This window comes from Paenibacillus sp. GL_099_B, assembly GCF_057835695.1.
On the sequence record NZ_CM174430.1, the window covers coordinates 2172925 to 2194741 of the forward strand.

Below are 21817 nucleotides of genomic sequence, written 5' to 3' on the forward strand. Positions count from 1 at the left end.
ATCCCATGATAGATGTCGTTATAGAGAAGATTATGAACCAGAGCCTGGCAATTATGAGGGACGGGGAATTTATATCCAACAATCCGCTCCTGAAGGGAAAGTACGGATTAAAAATGAATCCAAAGGAACAACAAAAAGACGTAACCGATACGCTCGGTCCCGTCTTTTTGGATGAGTACAGAAGAAAGCTCAGACACTTTTTTTGCTTACTGGGTCGGTCTTGGAGTCAAGCTGCAAAAATTCAAGCTCATAAATTTCATGTACTCTGTTCAGAATGGCTGAGCCTTGCTCCGTAAACCGGAGATTAGTGGGTTTGTTTTTCATCAGGAACGTACCGGATGTAAGACTGGTTTGCGCAATGGCAGCGTTATAAAGCAGAGAAGCTCCGTGACTTGGATGTGGGAAGAACAGCTTCATGATTGGTTTGATATAAAAGGGCAGTCCGGATGTTTTATTACCTCTGAGTGTATTGTTACCTCCGGGGTCCACGCTGAGTAACCGAATTCCTTTAGCCGCAGGGGTAGAAGCAGCTTCGCGTGTCCATAAAGACAGTGCGAGCTTCGAAGTCGCATAAGGACCGAACAGCTTTTTGAACTCGGCTGGATGTTCCAGGATGTCCAGATTAAACTGTTTGACCATATTGAACGCACTGGTGGATGTATTAATAACGGTTTTCAAGGTGCTTTTGTGAAGAAGATCCTGTAGTTCCACGTAAATGATGTACGGCACCACGGTCTGTAATTCAAAGTGCATTTCATGCCCTTGATCCGACAAACGAAGATCGTAACCGCTGCCCCCGGCATTATTAAACAACACATCGATGGTATCCGTTTCGGATTTAATCTGATTCAGCGCTTTTCTCAGACTGTCGTACTGGGTAAGATTAGCCTGAACCCAACGCAGTTGGCCGGAGCGCAATCCGTCCTGAATATCACTGTCTTCCTTCGGGAAAGCAGAACGGTTGAGGCCGATAACCTGCCAGCCTTCGGCTAACAAGGTGCGGGTCAGTTCAAGACCGATTCCCGAAGTTGAACCTGTAATTAAGGCTGTACGAAGTGTACGGTTTGAATTCATATAAATACCTCCTGAGTGAATGGGATGACAGAGCCAATCTGTCTAATGCGCTCATTCTATAATTTGGAGTCGACTCCAAGTCAAGCGTACTGTTGGTTTATATTTTAATTTTTTTGTAAGTGGAGTGTTTGAACTCATAACAAACTTGACTTGGAGCTGACTCCAAGTTGTAAGATAGAGATCAATAGAGGCGGAGGAGGTCGACGATGATGAATGATGCTGAAGTGTTCTCCATTAAAGAGACGTCAGAACAGGCCGGATTATCGGAAGATACCATTCGTTATTATGAGAAGATTGGACTTCTTCCCCGGGCTGAACGCAAGGCCAATCGCCATCGGGTATACCGTCCAGAGGATATTCAGACGATGAAGCTTATTACTTGTCTGAAAAAAACAGGCATGTCTCTGGAGGAGATGAAGCCTTATTTACAGATGTCGATGGATTCGGACCTGGAAGATTTCCCGGATGAGCGTGAAATGCTGTTAAACCATCGGAAGAAGATCGAAGCGCAGATTGCATCCTTGCAGCAGATCGTCGATTTTATTGATGAGAAGATGGAGAAGCGAAGCATGTTTCCGGATGAGTGCCCGATTACCGGGGAGAATCAGATGTCTGTATTTGAAAAGAAGAACATCTTCTCCTGAACGCTGCTAGCCAGCGGAACCAAAAAACCACGTCATTATGACGTGGTTTTTTTGCTTATATTTAGCAGTCAATATGGAGTGTATGGCGAAGGCGCTTGATATCACTTTTGGGAGGAAGGCCATACATGCGGGCGTACTCCCGACTGAATTGGGAAGGACTCTCGTACCCAACCTGGAATGCAGCATCAGCTGCATCGTTTGAACCTGCAAGCAGCATTCGCCGGGCCTCCTGCAATCGAATCTGTTTTTGATATTGCAGTGGGCTCATGGCGGTAATGGCTTTGAAATGATAATGCAATGAGGACGTACTCATGTTAATCATGGAAGCCAATTGCTCGATTCGCAGTGGATGAGCGTATTCTGATTGGATCACTTCAATGACTTGAGCGATGTGCTGTGCATGACTGTTCTGGACTGCAAACTGCCTGATGGAATGTCCGTGTTCATCCTGAATCAGGCGATATAGAATCTCGCGAGTCATAAGCGGTGCAAGTACAGGAATGTCTTCAGGTGTATCCAGCAATCTGACCAATCGGATTACGGCTTCCAGAAGCGGAGGTTTGGTTGAGCTTACAAACAACCCACGACGTGTTGATTTGTCGGGTTTGGTTTGTACGGTAGGAGAATCCTGAATAAGATCAAAAATCTGCCCTGAATCAAAATCAAGTCGCAAGCAGAGATAGGGATGTTCTGTCGTAGCCTGTACAACTTGCCCTGAAATAGGCAAGTTTATGGAAGCAACCAAATACTGTGAAGAGTCATAGGTGTAGCTCTCCTGTCCGAGAATAACCAGTTTGGACCCTTGGGCCACAATGCACAGGGCGGGTTCGTGCACGGCATGAATGGGCTCTGAAACCTGGGAAGCACGGATCAAAGCAAGCGAAGGAATTGCTGTTAGGTGAACCCCGTCTTCGTGGGTAAAACGCCCGATTAAGCGGGCCAATTCCTGCTGCTGCTGAATAATAGCTGTATCTGGTTCCATTTTTGAAAGCATGGATTGCAGGCCCTCCTTTCCTCGTGCTCGTTTAACTATTTTAGAATGTGCTGGACGAATAGGCAAGAATACTGTGGGATTCTTCTATCGTACAGAGACTGATCCCTTACATAATGAAGGTAAGCAATTGAATCTGTTGGCAACAGAAAGGAGTGTCGTGGAAATATGGTAGGCAATAGATCAGGAGAAAGACAAGAAGTGGAACACCCGTATGTTGGGATGTGGGTGACGAATGACGGGTACATCAGGCATGAACTTCTCCCTGACGGTCGCTATGATGAAGCGCGGGGAAATAGGCAAAGTGCATATCAAGGTCGATATGTAGTCGATGGAGACCATATTGAATATGTGGATGATACTGGCTTTACCGCGGATGGAGAATTTAAGGACGGCGTGCTTTATCATGCGGGCATGGTTTTGTACAGAGAAAATGCACAATAAAATACCTAATAGGGAGAGAAATCAATATGTTTAATGTAAAAGGGAAAGTCGTTGTGATCACTGGTGCAAGCAGCGGAATTGGGGAGGCAACAGCGCGTCTGTTGGCAGAGCATGGTGCACATGTTGTCATTGGTGCAAGACGGTTGGATCGCCTAGAGGCGCTGGCGTCCTCCATTCGCTCGGAAGGAGGTTCGGTGGAATATCATACCCTTGATGTTACACAGCTGGAAGAAATGCAAACGATCGTAGGGGTGGCGCTCAATCGTTATGGACGTTTGGATGTAATTGTTAATAATGCCGGAGTCATGCCGCTATCGCCCCTTGAAGCACTAAAAGTGGACGAGTGGAACCGTATGATTGATGTTAACATTCGCGGTGTTCTACACGGCATTGCAGTTGGGCTGCCGATTATGAAAGAACAGGGCTTTGGTCAGTTTATTAATATCGCCTCCATCGGAGCCTATGCCGTGACACCAACAGCCGCGGTATATTGTGCAACCAAATACGCAGTCCGTGCGATCTCGGAGGGTCTGCGACAGGAGGTAGGCGCAGATATCCGCGTGACCCTCGTATCGCCAGGTGTGACTGAATCCGAACTTGCCGAATCGATCTCTGATGATGAAGCACGCGAGCTTATGAAAGATTATCGTCGGATATCCATTCCGGCCACGGCTATTGCTCAGAGCATTCTGTACGCGATCAACCAGCCGGCTGAGGTGGATGTGAATGAAATCGTGGTGAGACCCACAGCAAGCATGGCTTAAACCTCGCTGTAAGACACCAAAGATGTCCACAACCATATATACGGTTGGGGGCGTCTTTTTGTACCCTGAAAGAGAGCTCGTCTAGGTTGCAATATGGTATAGTAATGATCAAGTAACGCACCAGAGAGAGGGGAATAATGCATTGACGCTGCAACAGCTAAAATATGTGATTGAAGTCGCCACGCGTGGCTCGATGAATGAAGCCGCCAAGCGGCTGTTTATTTCCCAGCCCAGCCTGTCGAATGCCATTCGGGATCTGGAGCAGGAGCTGCGGATTACCATTTTTGAACGCACGAATAAAGGGATAACCCTGTCCAAAGAAGGCGTTGAATTTTTAAGTTATGCACGCCAGGTGGTGGAGCAGGCGGAATTGCTGGAGAATCGCTATTTGAATGCGAAGCCGTCTCCGCAACATTTCTCCGTCTCCACACAGCACTATGCGTTTGCAGTAAATGCCTTCGTGAAGCTGGTGCAGCAGTATGGACAGGATGAATATGAACTGGCTCTGCGGGAGACGAAGACGTATGAGATTATCCAGGATGTAAAAAGCCTTCGCAGTGAGATTGGCATTCTTTATCTGAATGAATTCAATTCCAAGGTTATTAACAAGCTTCTTAAGGATGCCGGGCTGGTGTTCAACAGTCTGTTTGTTGCCAAGCCGCATATCTTTATCAGTGTGCAAAATCCGCTGGCGAAGCAGGAATCGGTTGCGATTGAACAGCTTCAGGATTATCCATACCTGTCCTTTGATCAGGGGGAATATAACTCCTTCCATTTTTCAGAGGAGATCCTAAGCACGCTTTCTCATCCCAAAAGCATACAAGTTAACGACCGAGCCACACTGTTTAATCTGCTGATCGGTTTGAACGGATACACCATCTCGACAGGTGTGCTTAGTGCCGACCTGAATGGGAATGAGATCATCCCCGTCCCGCTGGAGTGTGAAGAGACCATTAATGTTGGCTGGATCAGCCACAAAAATGCTTCGCTTTCCAATCTGGGCGTGGAGTATGTCCAGGCTCTGCATGAGGCGATTCAGTCCTAAATGGTCATGAAAAAACCGTTTCCGTTCCAGCGGAGTCGGTTTTTTTTAGAAACACATGTATAATCATTTGCGTAAAAGTACGAAGGGAGAACGGTCAGTGCGAGTTTTATACCGAAATAAGAGTGAACAGAATGAGTTGACGATATATGATACATCCAAGCTTTATGGGGAAAAGGGCCGATTTCGTGTGCTGGAATTTTCCAATGCAGCAGTACAGGGGGCGATGGATCTGGACGAGCCATCCCGAATGGTGCTGGAGTATCCAAGAGCGATGGTGCACCTGATGGAACGAAATAATCCCGAATATGAATCGGTTTTTGTGGTGGGCCACGGCATTGGAGCCTTATCAACCTATCTGTCCAACCGTCAAGTAAAAGTGGCAGAACTCGATGCGGAAGTCGTTGAGCTCAGCAGAACTTTTTTTGGATATATTGGAGATCATGTGTTGGTTGGTGACGGTCGTGAACTATTGGAGCAGGAAACCTCAGGCTCATATAATTATATTATTGTAGATGCTTTTACGGCTACGGGAACACCTGTACAGTTTACTTCAAGCTCATTTTTCGCGATGCTAAAAGACAAATTGCATTCTGGTGGTATCGTATTGCTGAATGTATTTGGGCGTGCGGGCAATGACAGACTAGTGAATGCGATTCACACCACGTTACAGGAACACTTCGCTTATACGCGCTCGTTTGCATTACCAGCTGAAACAACTGATGAAATCCAAAATCGTATTTTGGTGGGTAGTGACGGACCCATTTCGTTTCAATCACGTCATATGGCTGGGTTTGTAGAACAGCAGCCTGGCGAGGGATATGTTATTGTGGATTCAAATGAATCTTAATCTCGAATACAGATCCAGAAAATTTCGAAGAAAAGTGTCATATCATGTAATCGAATGTCATTAATTCGTCAATGTTCCTATGTAATTATTCGAACTTCACAAACTATTTATTTCTTCTTAACAACTTTCGTATAAGATAGAAGGAATATGCCTTTTCATGAAAAACCGGGGGAAGCAATAATGATCGCAAAGAATAAAACATCCAGATTAAGAAGAAAAGTAAGGGAGATCAAAAAAATCAGCCTTACCGCTCTGTTGAGTGGATTGGTCACCATTGCCGTTTTGATGACATTGACCATTATGTTTATTTCGTCTTATACATCCCAGAAGCAATCGCTGATTGACAATACGCTCTCACTTAATTATTCAAGTGCTGTTCAAATGAGCCAAACATTGGACTCGTTGTTTCAATCCATGCAGGGCAGTTTGAAGTATTCAGCCAACTATTTTCCGGATATAGACTATGCAGACGCCAAAAAACTGGATTCCACACTGGATTTGATTCGAAACAGCAGTAATTATTTCAATTCGGTTTCTCTGATAGATGAATCAGGAATCATTCGGGGTTCATCTCCTTATTTGGAAAAAAGCCTCGGACAGCCTATAACTTCTGATGCAGCGAAATATGCGTTCAAATCGAGGGATTCCTTTATATCCGAAGCGTATCGTGCGCCTTATTCGGAACGCAGAGTCGTTTTTGTGAGTGAACCGATCTTCAGTCCATCAGGTGAATTCAAAGGTTTAATTAGTGGGAGCATCTATCTACAGGAAAACAACATCTTGAACCTGTCATTTGGCAGCCAGCTGAAGACCAGTAATGGCTCTTATTTTTATATTGTTGATGCCAAAGGAACGTTGTTGTTTCACCCGGATACGGAAAGAATCGGTGAAAATCTAAGCAAAAATCAAGTTGTGCAGAAATTGCTTAACGACCAGACAGGGAAAGAACAATACAAGAATCTGGCTGGTGTGGATTCACTGGCAGGTTATTATAAGGTTCCAACAACAGATTGGGGAGTTGTCGTTGTATCTCCAACCCAGATGGTATACGATCAGCTGAATCAACATATTCGCATGTTGCTGTTGTACACTTCAATTCCGTTTATCATTCTGACGCTTATCGTTATTCGTGTAGCGCGCAAGCTGGCTAGTCCGTTTGTTTATCTTGCGGACCTGGTTAACCAGGTGGATCAGGGTAAAGTAGATCTGCCTGTAATGAAGCCGCATTGGAACAGGGAAGCGGACTTGTTAACACGAACCGTGCTGACTGCATTGGCGAATTTTCGAAAGCAGAAGGATCAGCTTACCTATGATGCCAGAACGGATGTATTAACCGGAATGACCAATCGCAGAACATTTGAAGAAGTCATTCAGCAGTGGATTGATGAAGAAGTTCCGTTCTCCATTGTGGTACTGGATATTGATCGCTTCAAATCCATAAACGATACGTATGGGCATCATGCGGGGGATCAGGTTCTGAAGCATATCGCGAATATCATTAAACTGTCGGTTCGGACGCAGGATGTATGTTCCCGGTTTGGCGGGGAGGAGTTTGTTGTGTTATTGCGACATACGAATTCCAAAACAGCGTATCAGATTGCGGAGCATATCCGTGTATCGGTGGAACAAAGTATATTACCCATTGATCGTTCTGTGACCATTTCGGCAGGCATTGCCGAATATCCGCTGCATTCCACAACGGCGACAGAGTTGTTCCATTTGGCGGATAATGCGTTATATCAAGCCAAGGAAGAGGGCCGTAATCGTACCATTACCATTCAAACGGTCATAAAATAGGGTTTACTCATCTTTCATATCGAAAACAAAAGAAGCTAATCCCATCTAAGAAAGGGATAGCTTCTTTTGTCTTTTGTTTAGACCTCTTGTGATCTGGCCAAGACTTCATTTGTATATTGTTCTCCCCAGTCTCGCATGCTGTAAATAATCGGCTGGAGCGTTTCTCCAAACGGTGTAAGCGAATATTCCACTTTGGGTGGAACCTGAGGATATATTTCCCTGTGAACAATTCCACTGCTTTCCAACTCTCTTAACTGGAGAGTTAACATCCGTTGGGTAATATCAGGAAATAATTTTCTGATCTCGTTGAATCTTAACGAACCGGAGAATAGGTGATATAGAATCGCACCTTTCCATTTACCTCCGATGACACTAAGCGTGACTTCAACGGAACAGCCATAAGGCGAGGGACACGCATCGTTCGGGTTCTTTCTCATTATAATTGCACCTCCAGTTCGTGGTGGTTAATAATAGTATCCATTAGAGTACTACAGCACATAAATGTATATATCATTCATCTATGAGCATATCACTTCTCCCTTGGATTATAAACCCCATGCATCGTCATAATGTTATAACAACAAAGAACCCCGGTTTCGTATCACGAAACATCGAGGTTCTCACGAATGTAAGGCTTGATTAGATTAAAGTGTCCAGGGAGTACGCTCCTGCATCCGCAAGTGCAACACCGATCAGCGATCCGAGCATAACCAGATTGTATTCGAATCCTCCGTTCAGATTCCAAAGTCCTTTACCTGCATGGACTTTCGCTATGGCAACAACCATAGGGATAATGAGCAAAATGGCAGCAAAACCAGTCCAGAGACCCGCCCCAAACAGGAATCCGCCGATCAATTCAATAAGGCCTCCACAGACGGCCATAACTCTCGCAGGCTTCAGACCAATTGCCCCGAAAAATTCGGCTGTTCCTGATATGCCTTCTCCACCAAACCAGCCAAACAGTTTCTTGCATGCATGACCCATCATAATGAAACCAATAACAAGTCGAATGATAAGTAATCCGGCGTCTAACATGTGTTTCTTTCCTCTTCTCTGGTTGTATAAAATGATTGGCCTTATTCATGTAAACGTCAGATCAGCGACGCCAGAATGGTATCACATAGCGCCATGGTTTCAATATTATCCTTACCACTGGAATGTGGATCAGATTTGCTCTGGCAGCATTCCATAAAATGAGCCATCTCACCTACAAATCCTCGTAAGTAGAGATCGCGATAAGCCCCTGACATGGGAGAGCCCGATGGGGTGAAAACAGTATCCTGCTCCTCAAGGGATTTCCAGGGAAGGTTATCCCCTGTACGAGATTGATGAACCGTAAGTGTGTTAATTTCATCTGCTAACGCAAATCCGTTGTCAAAGGTGACTAGTACACTTTCGCTCTCGCGTGACCATGCACTCATGCCAACAAAGTAGGCACTGCCCACCACACCATGATCAAATTTCAGGGAAATGCTCTGGTTAATATGTTCTCCGTCCGTAACCGTTGTGCCTGTGACCTGTATGGCTTCCCCGAACAGAAAACGCATCAGATCGACCATATGAATGGCAGCGAGCTTTATGAATTGTTCCTCATCCTTGCAGAATGGTGTGCTGTCTACAGCGAATTTCATTTGGAAAGAACGTGCTCTGCCCAATGATCCACCATCAATCAGTTCCTTGAGTTTCATGTAGACCGGAGCATATCGTTTCATAAATCCAACCATGACAACCACACCTGCCTTTTGGGCAGCTTCAGCCACAGCAGCAGCTTCGGCAGCGTTCCATCCGAGGGGTTTGTCGACGTATACATTTTTGCCAGCCCGGATGCATTCAAGGGCAAGTGCTGTCTGATCCTCTGGTTGCGCCACAACAACGACGCCGTCACAGTCTTCATTCTGCAGCATCAGCTGAGTATTATCATACGCTTTCCCGCTGCTCCCAAAACGGAGGAGAGCCGCCCCTGACCGTTCAATACTGCGGGTGGCGATGGCCTGAATGTCTGCTCCTGCTTCAACAGCAGATGGATATATATTCGTGGATGCATGGAATCCTGCACCGATAAAACAAAGTTTCGCTTTTTTCATGTGAACCTCTCCTTTAAATGCAGATCACCAATCACACTGATTAGATTTTGTAGCTTAAATGCTTCAGCATCTGTCCGGCAATGGTGTTGTTAACGCTATGAGGAACCGGCTGTGGTCCGAGGGTGAGATGTTGGCGTTGCTGTACAAGATATAGGAGGGAGGCGGCTTGCAGGGACAAGCCCAGATCCATCGTTTCGGCAGGGTTGCCGCTGCCACCAGTCAGGTTCAGCATCTCGCCTTGAGTAAGCAGCATGAGTCGACGTCCGTTGGCTAATGTAAATTGTTCGATATCCGATGTCAGTTGTTCCGTATGCTCCGCCTCCTGACGGAGACTTTCCAGATCCATCTCCCAAGAAAAATGTCCGGCATTGGCGAGGATCGTTCCATCATTCATTTGATTAAAATGTTCCTTCAGAATGGCGTTAGGACGGCCAGTGACAGTAATGTACACTTGGGCAAATGCAAATGTATCCTCCAATCGTGCCACTCTGAATCCATCAAGCGCCGCTTCCAGGCCAGCAATCGGATCGGTTTCAACAACGACGACCTGGCTGCCCAGATTCCGCAAATACCTGGCGATGCCTCGTCCACAGGTTCCATAACCTACGATGACGAATCGACGTGTGGGCAGAATCAGGTTTGTGGTACGCATGAAACCTTCAATAATGGTCTGTCCGACACCGTGTTCATTTTCCATGATTCGTTTGAGTGGACTGTCATTAATAACAATGATCGGGAAAGGAATGTTCTCACCCGTCTCTTCACGCAGAAGATTGGCCCCGGTCGTTGTCTCCTCCGTACCACCAATAAGAGAGTTAGGATCATACTGTTGAATGAGCGTGCGCGCCAGATCAGCTCCATTATCCATAAGGAGATGGGGGTGGTGACGAAGTACGCTGTGGATATTTTGCAGGTGCTCATTGCGTCTGTCCGCACGTTGACCATATACCGTGAAGCCTTCTTCCTGCAGAGCTGCAGCGACGGCGTCTTTGGTTGTGCCCGGGCTGCCAGTCAATACAACGTTGGCTCCACCTGCCTGGAGTGTGCGGCATAGCACAGCTGTTTTGGGCTCCACATGAATACATATACCGATGGTTAAACCGGTAAAAGGAAGCTCTTTGGCAAACTGGGATTTCAATTCGCCCAGCAGTGGCATATGCATTTCCGTCCAGTGAATGCTGCGTTTTCCTTCTTCAATACGTTCATGTGTTGTGTTCTTGATCGTCATGCAAAACTCTCCTTTTCATGCAAGGTATAGCGTGTCCAACAGGACACTTGAACTGCGTAATGTCTACGATAGGGAGTTTGATGGGGTTAAAAAAGGACATATGTCCTATTCATTGCACCTGGGAAAAAGGTATTGCAAACTTATTTCAGAGCATGTATACTCTTAATTACGGTAAAACAAGCAATTGCTTGACCGGAGTACTTTTCATCCATGATGAGAAGATACATATTATGCGGTCGTGGCGGAATTGGCAGACGCGCACGGTTCAGGTCCGTGTGGGCTAACCCCCGTGGAGGTTCGAGTCCTCTCGACCGCATCGAAGAAAAAAGCTCGCGAAATTGCTATTAAGGCAATTCGCGAGCTTTTTTTGTTTTTTTATTTATTGAATATGAATTGTTGCACACATAGGCCTGCTATCGCTCCGGCAATACCAAAGAGCGCAACACTGGCCATCACCTCATATGCCTGAAAGCGAAACAAAAAGGCTATGCCGCTGCCAAATGTCGTTCCTGCGAGAAATCCGAGAGAAATCCCTATTTCTTTGGTTAATTTCATAGGTTCACCTGCTTGGGAATGTGAGTTTGGGGTTTGCAAATTTTTAAAACAGGAAGTAAAGTGTGATCAGGAAAATACTCACATTTTATTTCCTTTTTTCATTTTGTGGTTTTAACCATGTAATTATGCATGATATTTCTTAAGGGAGGTTAAGAGGGAATGAATATGAACGAGCGAATTGCCGCATGGAACGAAGAAGCGCAGAATTGTACTTGTGGGCATGATCATCGATTGGTGCAAATGCAGGTCTATCTGGAGCATGGAGCTATTCAGCGGTTACCTGGCTATTTGTCCGAGCAAGGGTATAGACGTGTAACAGTGGTATATGATCGATTTACGGGTCCGGCAGCAGGATACGAGGTGGTAACGAACATTCGAGAAGCGGGCGTTCATGTGGATGAGATATGCATGCCAGAGAACAAAGCAGGGGACGTGATCGCCGACGAGGCCGGGATTATGCAGGTACTTCTGGGTGTGAAACAAGAAAGTCAGGCAATCATTGCTGCTGGTTCAGGGACCATTCATGATCTGGTGCGGTTTGTTTGCTCCAAAATGAACAAGCCCTTTCTGTCTGTACCCACGGCAGCTTCGGTTGACGGATTTACTTCGGCAGGTGCACCTCTTATTGTAAGCGGCGTCAAACAGACTTTCCAGGCGGTACCGCCTGAAGCTATTTTCGCGGACATCGATATTTTGGAGCAAGCCCCCCAAGAGATGAATGCTGCCGGATTCGGAGATATGCTTGGTAAATATACATCACTGGCGGACTGGGTGGTTTCCAGGGATCTGGGTGGAGAACCGTTCTGCCCCGTAGCTTATCGCATGACAGAAGAAGCACTAACGACCTGTGTGGAGCATGTACAAGGTATCGCTGAAGGACGGGCCGATGGTGTGACTGTATTGATGGATGCGCTGATTGCTTCCGGCATTTCCATGCTGATCATTGATCATTCCCGTCCTGCATCTGGTGGAGAACATCATCTGTCCCATCGGTGGGAGATGGACCTGATGGAGGCAGGGCACAAGCCTGTTTTGCATGGTGCCAAGGTGGGAGTGGCCTGTGCACTGCTGACCGTAAAATACAAAGATCTTGCACAAGAATCCGACGAGCCGGTTTTCCGTATATACGATAATCTTCCGGATGCATCTCAGCTTACAGCTTGGCTTGAGCAAGTTGGGGGACCTACAACAACTGAACAACTGGGTGTATCCATGGAGATGGTAGAACATGCTTTCACCACAGCTCATTTGCTTCGGAATCGTTATACAGGACTGAAATATATCAACGAAATTCTTAACGTGGGTTCGAAATAAGGTTGAAATAAATATGAACAGATGTTATCTCATGCATTTAGTTGTACGTACAAATTAAGAGTGCGGGATGTAATGTACGAGACAAGGAAGTGCCGTTGTTTACAATAGAGGTGCTAGTGCTTGATCGAAAGCAATATATCCAGATGGATTTTTGGAAAACACGGTCATACAAGGGTTTGGAATGGATCGGACCAAACGTTATTCAAGCTGAAATAGAGGGTGAATTAAGCCTATTCCTTTGGGGAACAGGCTTTTTTCACTTTCTATAAAAATTGTGAGATAAATTGTTCGTACAAATATATTGTGAAAATGAAGCTAACGATGAAGTTCTATTTCTTTAAATGATCAATGATTTAATGAAGTGGTAGTTAGCATCCATGAGGTATATATGGGTATAAGTCGCCGTCCCTTTATACAATGTGATTTTCGCCTCGTTCAGAGAGCAAGCTGTATCGGCGCAGGTAAAGGAGTGACTGGGGAGGAAGGGATCATGCATCCAAAGCTGGTTGGAGGGCAAGAGGGCCGCTTACAGTCCCTGAGAGACGATATGAAGTGCATCCGACTGGAGAAATGGTAACCTAATAATCTGTACGATAAAAATGGTACTTTAAAAAGGCTCCGTCTTTCCCGTGGGGGAGGACAGAGCCTTTTGGTTGTTCGCTAATTTAGTTATTGTGGCGATCTTTCAAGATGACATCTGCGAACAAAATAGTTTTCGGGATGCGGAAAAATTGTTCCGCTTGTTCCTGAAACGCAGCAGAAGGCAGCGTTCCCTGATGCAGCCATTTGCGGAAAGTGCCGGGGTGAACCCCGATCCAGTGGCTGACATCTGTCACCGACAAATCATGGACCATACACAAGCCTGTCAGAATACGGTTGCTAACCGGAGAACGGGTCACCGTACGCTTCATGAAGCGGGAAGGCTCGGGCTGACAAATGACAGGGCTTTTGCGTACCACTTCTTCATTAAAAAGAATGTGGCGCGGGTAGCCGAGCAATTGGCATGCCTTGTCCAAATTGGTACTGCCGGGTATCCGTCCTTCATACACCCACGCGCTGACACTGCGTGAAGAGATGGATAGATCTTCGGCGAGCTGAGACAACTTGATATCATTGGCCATCAGCACGGCAAGAAGAACACGGTTGCGGATTTGACAGCGTGTCGGTTTTCGGAATCGTTTAACACGGACGCCTTTTCCCAAATATTTACGGTTGATCAGAGACCACGCCTGGATGGAATGTTGTTCTGGTTGATTAGGCATATTTCCTCCGATTTTTTTAACCAAATACTACAATAAGTATGGGGGTACTTTCAAGTGCCGGGTGCACCTGTTTCAAATGAACGGATGCGTGAATCCGCTACAAAGGAGGAATTATGAACTAGACCAGACGCAATTCACATCCTAGTATATTCCTAGATTACAATGTTTCACTAAATTTAAGGGATCAAATAGATAATGAATAAAAATAAAATGAGTCTAATTACCTATTAGTGAGACTATAGTACTTTTATCTATTTTTTGTTGATATGATGCGGTTTATTTCCCTGATTTACCCATAAATATTCGTTTTCCGTTAAAGGAACCAATTTCCAATGTGCACAAATCTGAAATTAGAAATCCGCTTGTTTAGCAAGGCATGTGGACTGTCAAAATCTCTTACTCTTACATATCTTGTATGGAGATCAAGTGAGAGGGAGAGGTGAGGAACGTGAGTCCATCCGTAAGTACCTTTGCTGCCATTTCAGGGGCGTTCCTGACGTTTGCTTTTGGTGGATGGGATCAGCTGCTTAGCTTGCTGGCGGTTGCAATGGCTGTGGATTATATTACGGGTCTCGCTGCGGCAGTCAGAACGGGTAAGGGATTAAATAGTAATGTTGGATTCTGGGGGCTCGCGCGCAAAGGCCTCATGTTAACGGTTATTCTGCTTGCCCACCGAATTGACCTGCTCATGGGAACTGACATCATTAAAGGGGGAGCCATCTACTTTTATCTGGTGAATGAGCTGATATCCATTACCGAAAATTATGCCCGCATTGGGCTTCCATTGCCTGACAAGTTGAGACAGGCTATAGCGGTGCTGAAAAAACAGGAGGGGTTGTCTGACAGGGAATGGCCTCAACCACAGCCGAATGTGGAGAATAAGGCGACAAAAGAACAAGCAGCAGAAGTTGACCCGGAAAAACAGACAAATCAAAGTGAGCAGACGGATAATATGTCTCAAGAGAAATCAAAGGCGAATGAAAGCAGCCCCGATTAGATTGTCTTTTAAGAGAACGTTTCCAAGTATCCTTTCGTAATAGAGGACGTTATGATATATTTTGGATACAAGAAAATTCATTCATACCAATTATTATACTCAAATGAGGTGCTTGTCTGATGATTAAACATATTGTTCTCTTTAAAATGAAAGATCGTTCTCCTGAAAGTATCGAAGCGGCTGCGAATGTTCTTCGCAATCTGCAAGGGAAAATTGATGTTCTGATCTCGCTTGAAGTGGGTATCGACGTGCTTCGTTCGGAGAGATCTTTTGACATCTCACTTACGGCAGAATTTGCATCACTGGAAGATCTTCAGGCATATCAGGTGCATCCGCTGCATCAGGAAGTCATCAAGTATATGAACGAGGTCAGAGAGCAGTCGATTGCAGTGGACTACGAAATCTAATCTGTTATTCATTCTACTTTGGATAAAGGGGACTCTGCATGAGCGATTTAAGAGACGTTATGGAATTTTTATATATTTTTGTCGTGTTTCTAATCGCTTGTCCTGTGATGTTATTTTGGCTGAAGCGAAGAGGAAAAAGGAACCGATAATTCACTGAACGGGAAGTGAACGCATTGTATTACGTAAACAGAGAACAGATTGCCCGCCGGCTTGCTGCCGTACCTGAGGTGGCCGAAGGTCTTCGCCGCGCGTCACAAGCTTGGGATGGCAGTCTCATGCTGGGTCTGGTACAGGAACGTTGTCTTCATCTGGCGATTGAAATCGTTACGGATGTGGGAAGTTATCTCATTGACGGCTTCATCATGCGTGATGCGAGCAGCTATGACGATATTATTCAGATTAACTACGAAGAGAAGGTTTTTGATCATGCAACCTATGATGTGCTTAGTCGCCTCGTATCGTTGCGCAAGCCGCTCGTTCAGGACTATTACAGCTGGGAGCGGTCTGAACTGCATCCGCTGAGCAGTGACTTGCCGGGCGTGCTGGAACATTTTTCCCATCAGGTCAATACCTATGTGGAAAAAGAACTCGGACCTTTCCAGATTGCACAGGCCGAGGGACAGAGCAAGGAATGAGGGGAAGCAGCATGACGAACGAATGGAAAGAAGCTCGAGAAGGAAATAATGAAACGAATGACATACCTTCCGGATTTCATCCGGTATATATGATTGAGCTGTTATTTCAGGAACGTCCCGTTATTGATCAGGGGCGTTTGCAGGATGCACTGAGCCGTCATACCGGACAAGTCCGGCTTGACGTGAAGCAGGGCAATGAGGAGCATAATCCTGAGATGCTGGTTTTCTACCATCTGGACCATAAGGTTTCTTTTCAGGAAGGTAACATTCCAGCACAGACTTGTATGCTCCCCATTACTGAAATTGTAGATCGCGCCCGCTTTGGAGGGGCTTTGCAGCAAGCCTGGCATTGGCCAGAAGCAGGACAAGCTATGGAAACGATCCAATATTCCATCCGGCTTCATGATATGTTCACTGCTGCCATGCCGCGCAAACAGCGGCTCGAATTGTTCCAAATGACGATTCAGGCTGTCATGGAAGTGTTGCCTTGTGAAGCGTTATACTGGTACGGCAGTGACAAATTGGTTGAACCGGAAGCCTATGTGCTGTCACAGGAGCGTGAGGAACATCTCTATGCTGCGATGAATGTACGCATGTATCAGGCTGGAGGCACGGAGGAACAGCGTCAGCTGGTTATGGACACGGTAGGTTTGTCAGCACTTGGCGTACCTGATGTACAGTGTCATTTCATTGGACTTGATCCGGATACGGTAGCCCAGACATTACTGGGTGCCGCCTATTACATATTTGATCAGGGAGATGTTCTACAGGATGGACAGACGCTGGGATCTTCAGGCGGACGACGCTGGCGTTGTGAGCATCAAGCGGCGATGATTGCACCAGGACGATATGTAATTGATCTGGACCCGGGTGATGAACATGCCGCTGCTCCGCTTGAGCCGGCGCGGCAGACTTGAGATATATCACTATAACGTCAGAAGGTGTGGAAACGGTATCCAGAATTTTTTTTGGTATCCGAGTGTCAGGTCAAGCCCTTGCTGCTTATACTGCATCAACAGAGTAGGCATTCGCCCGGATTGACGAGCAACAGTCCGTTGCTTGGTTATTCGGTACTTCATTTAAGGTAAAGGGAGAGATGCGACGTGAAGGATTCTAACAAAAGTTTGTTGTGGGGAGCATTAATTGGCTCGGTTGTAGGTTCAGTGACAGCTCTGCTGCTGGCGCCAAAATCCGGACGGGAACTTCGTCAAGATATTTCGGAAGGTGCACGTCAGGTGAGTGAGAAGGGTCAAGAACTGGCTAGCAAGGTAGGCGAACAAAGCGCACAGATCGTATCCAAAGTAAAAGAGACGGCAGATGTCGTTATCCAGGATATCCAATCATGGCGCAATTGCGCTGAAGATAAAGAAGTGCGCGTATCTGCCGTCATTACTGATTCCGATTTTTCCATCGATGCAGATGGAGCAACCGAGTCAGGCATTGAAGTCATCGCCAAGCTTCCTGCCGACGACTCCAAAGATAACATCTAGAGCTAAGCTTGAACGCGAGCAGGCTTTCCTCCATCTGGAGGGGAGCCTGCTTTGTTGTGCGTGATCGTGCAGGAGTTGCACGATACGGCATTTTGTTTGAACCCTGCGATGAAATCGGGTAAGATGTAGGTACCTTTTTGCCTGAAAATTCATACGGTAGGGAGAAAGCTTTGGGAACCAATTTGTTACAGAACCAATTCAATGAAGAAGGAAGCGGTGTGTTCGTGCAGCAAGCAATCGCTATATTAGACTCCGGTGTAGGGGGATTGACGGTCGCCAAGGAAGTGATGCGTCAGCTCCCACGGGAAAAGATCATATATTTTGGAGATACTGCCCGGACACCGTACGGACCCCGTTCGTCCGAACAAGTTCAACAATTCACGGAACAAATCGTTGATTTCTTGATCCAGTTCAATCCGAAGGTTATCGTTATCGCCTGTAATACGGCTACGGCAGCAGCGCTCGACTATATTCGAGCCAAGGTGAATGTGCCTGTCATTGGTGTCATTCATCCGGGAGCACGAGCAGCCATCACAGCCACACGCACAGGACGCATCGGTGTCATTGGCACCGTGGGAACCATTGGAAGTGGTGCGTATACGTCTGCACTCAAACAGTTGTCCCCCTATATTGATGTGGTCAGTCAGGCTTGTCCGGCACTTGTGCCACTGGTGGAGCAAGGCGAATTCCGTTCCGAGCAAACGACAAGTACGGTGGAGCAATCTTTAGGCCAGATTAAACAACAGCCGATTGATTGTCTTATTCTGGGTTGTACGCACTATCCTTTTCTCATGGACACCATTCAGGAGGTTATGGGGCAGGAAGTGAAGCTGATCAGTTCGGCAGATGAAACGGCGAGGGAAATCAGTACGATTTTGTATGATAAACGAAAGCTGGCCAGTGGGGATGAGACGCCGGTCCATCAGTTTTTTTGCACCGGAGACCCCCGCATGTTCCAGAATATTACCCGCCAATGGCTCGGAGAACAGATCTCCAAAACGCCAGTTGTGTGGCAGGTTACGCAATTATCATAGCGTTTTTTTGATTTCTATGCTGATAAGAATCCCGGAACCCTTAGTGTTCCGGGATTTTTTTGTTCATATCAGATAGTAAAAGAGCTTCGGAAGATCATCACGTTTTCTTATGATAGAGGTATTTACGCGATTCATGTCACATGACGGACAACCAGACTTGCATACATATTACATACAGTAAGGACACAGGCGAGAGAAGGACAGGAGATTACACAGTTTCCTAAGGGAAAGGAGATCAACATGGAGCTGCAATGGATTATTGTTCATCAGGGAGATACCTTGTCGCGTATTGCGGCAGCGAACCATATGACGAAGGAGTTACTGGCCGCTCTCAACCCGGAAGCATCGTCCCAGCCCTATTTACTGACAGGACAGATGCTGCGCATTACGCCGGGGACGGGACGCAGGTATGCAGTAGAACCTGGGGAGAAAGTGGCCGTGATTGCATTACGTTTTGGACTGAATGAAGAAGAATTGCGCGAGGCCAATCCAGAAATAGCGAACATTCCGGACTGGTGCGGGCGATGTATTCATATTCCGGATTCAAATGGAAAAACTATCGTCAAGTTGCAGGGAGAGTATGGTTACCGTGAAATGAACCGTGATATCGATTTGCTGGCAAAGAAGTATCCATTTATCGAGATTGGCTCGATTGGCAGCAGTGTTATGGGCAAGGATTTGCCTTATCTGCGTTTGGGTCAAGGACCCAGACATATTCATGTCAACGCATCTGTTCATGCGAATGAGTGGCTGACAACAGCGGTTCTGATGCGGTTCATTGAAGAATATGCGAAGGCCTACAGTACACATACGCCATGGCATCAATTCCAGACGGAACGCTGGATGCAGGAAACCACGCTGTGGGCTGTACCCATGGTCAATCCGGATGGAGTTGAATTGGTGCAAGAGGGCGTGGTTAATGATCATCCCCATGCAGAAGAATTGCTGGAGTGGAATGCCGGACGCTCCCATTTTACGCATTGGAAGTCCAATATCAGGGGGGTAGACCTTAACGATCAATTTCCGGCTTATTGGGATGAAGAGGCAGCTAGAAGAGGGATAACGTCCCCAGGGCCCAGAGATTATGCAGGAACCGCTCCCTTATCTGAACCGGAGGCGTGGGCGCTTGCACAGTGGACCGAACAACATCATTTCGATGCTGTTGTCTCGCTGCACAGCCAGGGGCAGGAAATTTATTGGAACTACCGCGATTTGGAGCCAAAGGAGAGTGCTCCGCTGTCACGCAGACTGGCAAGAGCTTCAGGGTACAGGGCAGTCAAGCTGGGTGGAAGCGATGCAGGGTACAAAGACTGGTTCATCCAGAAGTTTCGGAAGCCTGGCTTCACGGTAGAGGTGGGACTCGGGGTAAACCCACTCCCTATGGATCAGTTCGATGACATCTGCGTAGAGGTTGGCATGCTGTTGGCTGAATTATTATCAGATCGAGAGCACTAACAGGAAACACTGAGAATCCATGAAACCTGACTTAACATAATCTGGATGGGAAGACATGAAACTTACTGGTTGTCCACTCGTATAACAGGAACGGGCGCTGTTACCGGCGTTCGTTTTTTAATCTGCATGTTGCATCATTCGTTCCGGATCGCTCTGGAACGGGTAATGATGGGTGTGACTATAACGTGTGCTGTTTTATTTCAGTGCAATACTTATACGGAGGGGTTCATATGAAGTGGAGAAGACTGCTGTCATTCAAACGATGGACACAAGTATTCAAACGGCTGCCGCGTCTGTTGCGGGCTCCGCAGATTCCATTGGGCGAAAAGCTGCTGTTCATCATCCCGGCGCTGCTCTACTGGGTACTTCCCGACGTGATGCCGTTTATGCCTATAGATGATATCGGGGTTACGTTGTTGCTGATGAACTGGTTTGTAAGTCGTGCGGAGCGCAAATATCCGGTACTTACAGCGGGCGCATCGTCTTAATCCGACACAAAATGGGTGGTTTTAACATCGATTTTGCATCAATGTTATTGCGAAGCGCAGTAATTTTCTTTACAATAGATGCTGGAGTTTAGAAATACTGAAAAATTGTTGGAACCAGCAATTACGATATAGGAGATGAATGGAATGAACTGCAAAATTACACGTAATGCCGCGAAAGTATTAAAACTTGAATTGGACAAGCCTGAGAACGAAGGTAAATTGCTGCGCGTTGTGATCACGCATGCACATGGAGACCATGCCCACTACGGACTCGATATCGATACGCCAAAAGAAAATGATACGGTCGTATCTACGGATAAAGAGATCGACGTTATTCTTGAAAATGATCAACCTTTGCTGGATGGCGTTAAAATTGATTACCTTTACTTCCCTGAAGAAGGATTCGTTATTACGAACCCATCCAAAGGCAACCACGGCGACCACTAAGGGAGCGAAGAAGGGGAACTCATGGCTAACGATATCCGCGTATGCGAAAAATGTAATCATATTAGACTAAAATCGATTGTAGCCAAGTTGGAGAAAATGGCTCCGGATACGGAGATCAAAATTGGTTGCAAATCGTATTGCGGTCCTTGCGCGAAGCGTGCTTTTGTCTTCATCAACGGTCGGTACATCAGTGCACCGTCAGAAGAAGAAGTGCTTGCAAAAGTAGCGAAATTCGTGAAGTAATGGTATGAAATTGCAGTGGGCAAACTTGTCCACGAAGGGAAAGGAGAGGCTGTGGCCTCTCTTTTTTTAGTTTGTGATCGGGAATGATAAAAGATTAAAAGGTGAAGTCCTGCCTCATTTCAAAAATCTTAAAGGTATCCTCTTGAATCTCAATAGCGATGACAGTATCGCTTTTTTTAAAATAATGAACATTCCCCATACGCTCTTCTTTCACCTCAACCCATCCGGCTTCGGATAACTTCTCAAAATAATCGGATGGTACATATAATCCCTGTTCTCCTCCAATATGTTTCAATTCATATTTAATGCCTGTTTTAATGTTTGGGTTGTCTGAATATGTCGATACGCTCAGCTGCTTTGCATTCTCGGGAACCGGAATCTCGTCATTAATAGAGGAACCTGTATATCCCGTTATTTCATACGTGGAAGGTGTACAGCCACTGGTAAGTAGCAATAAAGGTACCAGAATGAATAGAATCCAAAAGTTCTTCAAATACAAACCTCCTTGTGAAAAGATACTTATCAAATAAACGCAGTCAGACCGGAAAAGGTTATACACATCATTAATATTC

Annotated in this window: 25 protein-coding genes, 1 tRNA gene and 1 pseudogene; 18 read left to right on the forward strand and 9 right to left on the reverse strand. The window is 46.2% G+C overall.

What is annotated here, in order from left to right; all coding sequences use genetic code 11:
• Window positions 1-189: 189 nt before the first annotated feature.
• A complete protein-coding gene (locus AC3ITG_RS10225; protein WP_489253659.1) occupies window positions 190-1074 on the reverse strand; it encodes an SDR family NAD(P)-dependent oxidoreductase in 885 nt (294 codons plus the stop codon).
• Window positions 1075-1280: 206 nt separating this feature from the next.
• Here AC3ITG_RS10225 and AC3ITG_RS10230 point away from each other — a divergent pair, with 206 nt between their 5' ends.
• Window positions 1281-1718 carry a MerR family transcriptional regulator gene (locus AC3ITG_RS10230; protein ID WP_413377066.1) on the forward strand — a complete coding sequence of 146 codons (438 nt, stop codon included), beginning with the start codon at window positions 1281-1283 and terminating at the stop codon, window positions 1716-1718.
• 61 nt (window positions 1719-1779) lie between these two features.
• Here the strand turns inward: AC3ITG_RS10230 and AC3ITG_RS10235 are convergent, their stop codons facing one another.
• Window positions 1780-2712, reverse strand: coding sequence for an AraC family transcriptional regulator (locus AC3ITG_RS10235; protein ID WP_489253660.1), 933 nt, complete (start codon window positions 2710-2712; stop codon window positions 1780-1782).
• Window positions 2713-2877: 165 nt separating this feature from the next.
• Between AC3ITG_RS10235 and AC3ITG_RS10240 the strand changes: the two genes are divergently transcribed.
• From AC3ITG_RS10240 to AC3ITG_RS10260, 5 genes are all read left to right on the forward strand, one after another.
• Window positions 2878-3153 (forward strand): Atu4866 domain-containing protein, encoded by a 276-nt coding sequence (locus AC3ITG_RS10240; RefSeq protein WP_489253661.1) that lies wholly within the window; start codon window positions 2878-2880, stop codon window positions 3151-3153.
• Between the two features lie 26 nt (window positions 3154-3179).
• On the forward strand, window positions 3180-3917 hold the full coding sequence (locus tag AC3ITG_RS10245; RefSeq protein ID WP_489253662.1) for an SDR family oxidoreductase: 738 nt from the start codon (window positions 3180-3182) through the stop codon (window positions 3915-3917).
• 142 nt (window positions 3918-4059) lie between these two features.
• Complete coding sequence (locus AC3ITG_RS10250) at window positions 4060-4962, forward strand: LysR family transcriptional regulator (RefSeq protein ID WP_053783582.1); 903 nt, start codon at window positions 4060-4062, stop codon at window positions 4960-4962.
• A gap of 97 nt (window positions 4963-5059) precedes the next feature.
• Complete coding sequence (locus tag AC3ITG_RS10255; protein ID WP_489253663.1) at window positions 5060-5809, forward strand: spermidine synthase; 750 nt, start codon at window positions 5060-5062, stop codon at window positions 5807-5809.
• Window positions 5810-5989: 180 nt separating this feature from the next.
• Window positions 5990-7606: a sensor domain-containing diguanylate cyclase gene (locus AC3ITG_RS10260; protein WP_413377076.1), complete on the forward strand. Its 1617-nt coding sequence runs from the start codon at window positions 5990-5992 to the stop codon at window positions 7604-7606.
• A 77-nt stretch (window positions 7607-7683) separates the two neighbouring features.
• Here AC3ITG_RS10260 and AC3ITG_RS10265 read toward each other — a convergent pair whose 3' ends face one another.
• The 4 genes from AC3ITG_RS10265 to AC3ITG_RS10280 all read right to left on the reverse strand — a co-directional run bounded on the left by AC3ITG_RS10265 (window position 7684) and on the right by AC3ITG_RS10280 (window position 10918).
• On the reverse strand, window positions 7684-8043 hold the full coding sequence (locus AC3ITG_RS10265) for a winged helix-turn-helix transcriptional regulator (protein WP_376032877.1): 360 nt from the start codon (window positions 8041-8043) through the stop codon (window positions 7684-7686).
• Window positions 8044-8245: 202 nt separating this feature from the next.
• The gene (locus AC3ITG_RS10270) at window positions 8246-8641 is read right to left on the reverse strand and encodes a DoxX family protein (protein WP_489253664.1); all 396 of its coding nucleotides are present in this window, start codon (window positions 8639-8641) and stop codon (window positions 8246-8248) included.
• A gap of 56 nt (window positions 8642-8697) precedes the next feature.
• Entirely contained in the window at window positions 8698-9690 is a 993-nt protein-coding gene (locus AC3ITG_RS10275; RefSeq protein ID WP_489253665.1) for a Gfo/Idh/MocA family protein, read from the reverse strand.
• Window positions 9691-9730: 40 nt separating this feature from the next.
• On the reverse strand, window positions 9731-10918 hold the full coding sequence (locus AC3ITG_RS10280) for an adenosylhomocysteinase (RefSeq protein WP_489253666.1): 1188 nt from the start codon (window positions 10916-10918) through the stop codon (window positions 9731-9733).
• 232 nt (window positions 10919-11150) lie between these two features.
• On the opposite strand from AC3ITG_RS10280, the gene AC3ITG_RS10285 reads away from it, so the two are divergent.
• Window positions 11151-11234 (forward strand) — tRNA-Leu (locus AC3ITG_RS10285).
• A gap of 59 nt (window positions 11235-11293) precedes the next feature.
• Here the strand turns inward: AC3ITG_RS10285 and AC3ITG_RS10290 are convergent.
• Window positions 11294-11473 (reverse strand): hypothetical protein, encoded by a 180-nt coding sequence (locus AC3ITG_RS10290; protein ID WP_063564909.1) that lies wholly within the window; start codon window positions 11471-11473, stop codon window positions 11294-11296.
• Window positions 11474-11632: 159 nt separating this feature from the next.
• Here AC3ITG_RS10290 and AC3ITG_RS10295 point away from each other — a divergent pair, with 159 nt between their 5' ends.
• Window positions 11633-12787 (forward strand): sn-glycerol-1-phosphate dehydrogenase, encoded by a 1155-nt coding sequence (locus AC3ITG_RS10295; protein WP_489253667.1) that lies wholly within the window; start codon window positions 11633-11635, stop codon window positions 12785-12787.
• A gap of 665 nt (window positions 12788-13452) precedes the next feature.
• Here AC3ITG_RS10295 and AC3ITG_RS10300 read toward each other — a convergent pair.
• Window positions 13453-14049 (reverse strand): helix-turn-helix domain-containing protein, encoded by a 597-nt coding sequence (locus AC3ITG_RS10300; RefSeq protein ID WP_024629188.1) that lies wholly within the window; start codon window positions 14047-14049, stop codon window positions 13453-13455.
• A gap of 439 nt (window positions 14050-14488) precedes the next feature.
• Between AC3ITG_RS10300 and AC3ITG_RS10305 the strand changes: the two are divergent.
• The 10 genes and pseudogenes from AC3ITG_RS10305 to AC3ITG_RS10350 all read left to right on the forward strand — a co-directional run.
• A pseudogene (locus tag AC3ITG_RS10305) lies at window positions 14489-14881 on the forward strand (phage holin family protein); the annotation flags it as partial.
• A 284-nt stretch (window positions 14882-15165) separates the two neighbouring features.
• Window positions 15166-15453 carry a Dabb family protein gene (locus tag AC3ITG_RS10310; protein WP_489253668.1) on the forward strand — a complete coding sequence of 96 codons (288 nt, stop codon included), beginning with the start codon at window positions 15166-15168 and terminating at the stop codon, window positions 15451-15453.
• Window positions 15454-15626: 173 nt separating this feature from the next.
• Complete coding sequence (locus AC3ITG_RS10315) at window positions 15627-16088, forward strand: DUF86 domain-containing protein (RefSeq protein WP_413377089.1); 462 nt, start codon at window positions 15627-15629, stop codon at window positions 16086-16088.
• 11 nt (window positions 16089-16099) lie between these two features.
• Window positions 16100-17005 carry a DUF4261 domain-containing protein gene (locus AC3ITG_RS10320; RefSeq protein WP_413377091.1) on the forward strand — a complete coding sequence of 302 codons (906 nt, stop codon included), beginning with the start codon at window positions 16100-16102 and terminating at the stop codon, window positions 17003-17005.
• A 186-nt stretch (window positions 17006-17191) separates the two neighbouring features.
• Window positions 17192-17578 carry a YtxH domain-containing protein gene (locus tag AC3ITG_RS10325; RefSeq protein ID WP_489253669.1) on the forward strand — a complete coding sequence of 129 codons (387 nt, stop codon included), beginning with the start codon at window positions 17192-17194 and terminating at the stop codon, window positions 17576-17578.
• A gap of 224 nt (window positions 17579-17802) precedes the next feature.
• Entirely contained in the window at window positions 17803-18612 is an 810-nt protein-coding gene (racE, locus tag AC3ITG_RS10330) for a glutamate racemase (RefSeq protein ID WP_489254449.1), read from the forward strand.
• A 240-nt stretch (window positions 18613-18852) separates the two neighbouring features.
• Window positions 18853-20067, forward strand: a complete 1215-nt coding sequence (locus tag AC3ITG_RS10335; RefSeq protein ID WP_489253670.1) for a M14 family metallopeptidase — start codon at window positions 18853-18855, stop codon at window positions 20065-20067.
• A gap of 230 nt (window positions 20068-20297) precedes the next feature.
• Window positions 20298-20555, forward strand: coding sequence for a hypothetical protein (locus AC3ITG_RS10340; RefSeq protein ID WP_062322197.1), 258 nt, complete (start codon window positions 20298-20300; stop codon window positions 20553-20555).
• Window positions 20556-20699: 144 nt separating this feature from the next.
• Window positions 20700-21002 (forward strand): heme biosynthesis protein HemY, encoded by a 303-nt coding sequence (locus AC3ITG_RS10345; RefSeq protein WP_053783595.1) that lies wholly within the window; start codon window positions 20700-20702, stop codon window positions 21000-21002.
• A 21-nt stretch (window positions 21003-21023) separates the two neighbouring features.
• Entirely contained in the window at window positions 21024-21245 is a 222-nt protein-coding gene (locus AC3ITG_RS10350) for a YuzB family protein (protein WP_024629198.1), read from the forward strand.
• 94 nt (window positions 21246-21339) lie between these two features.
• Here the strand turns inward: AC3ITG_RS10350 and AC3ITG_RS10355 are convergent, their stop codons facing one another.
• Window positions 21340-21738: a hypothetical protein gene (locus AC3ITG_RS10355; RefSeq protein WP_413377098.1), complete on the reverse strand. Its 399-nt coding sequence runs from the start codon at window positions 21736-21738 to the stop codon at window positions 21340-21342.
• Between the last annotated feature and the right edge of the window lie 79 nt (window positions 21739-21817).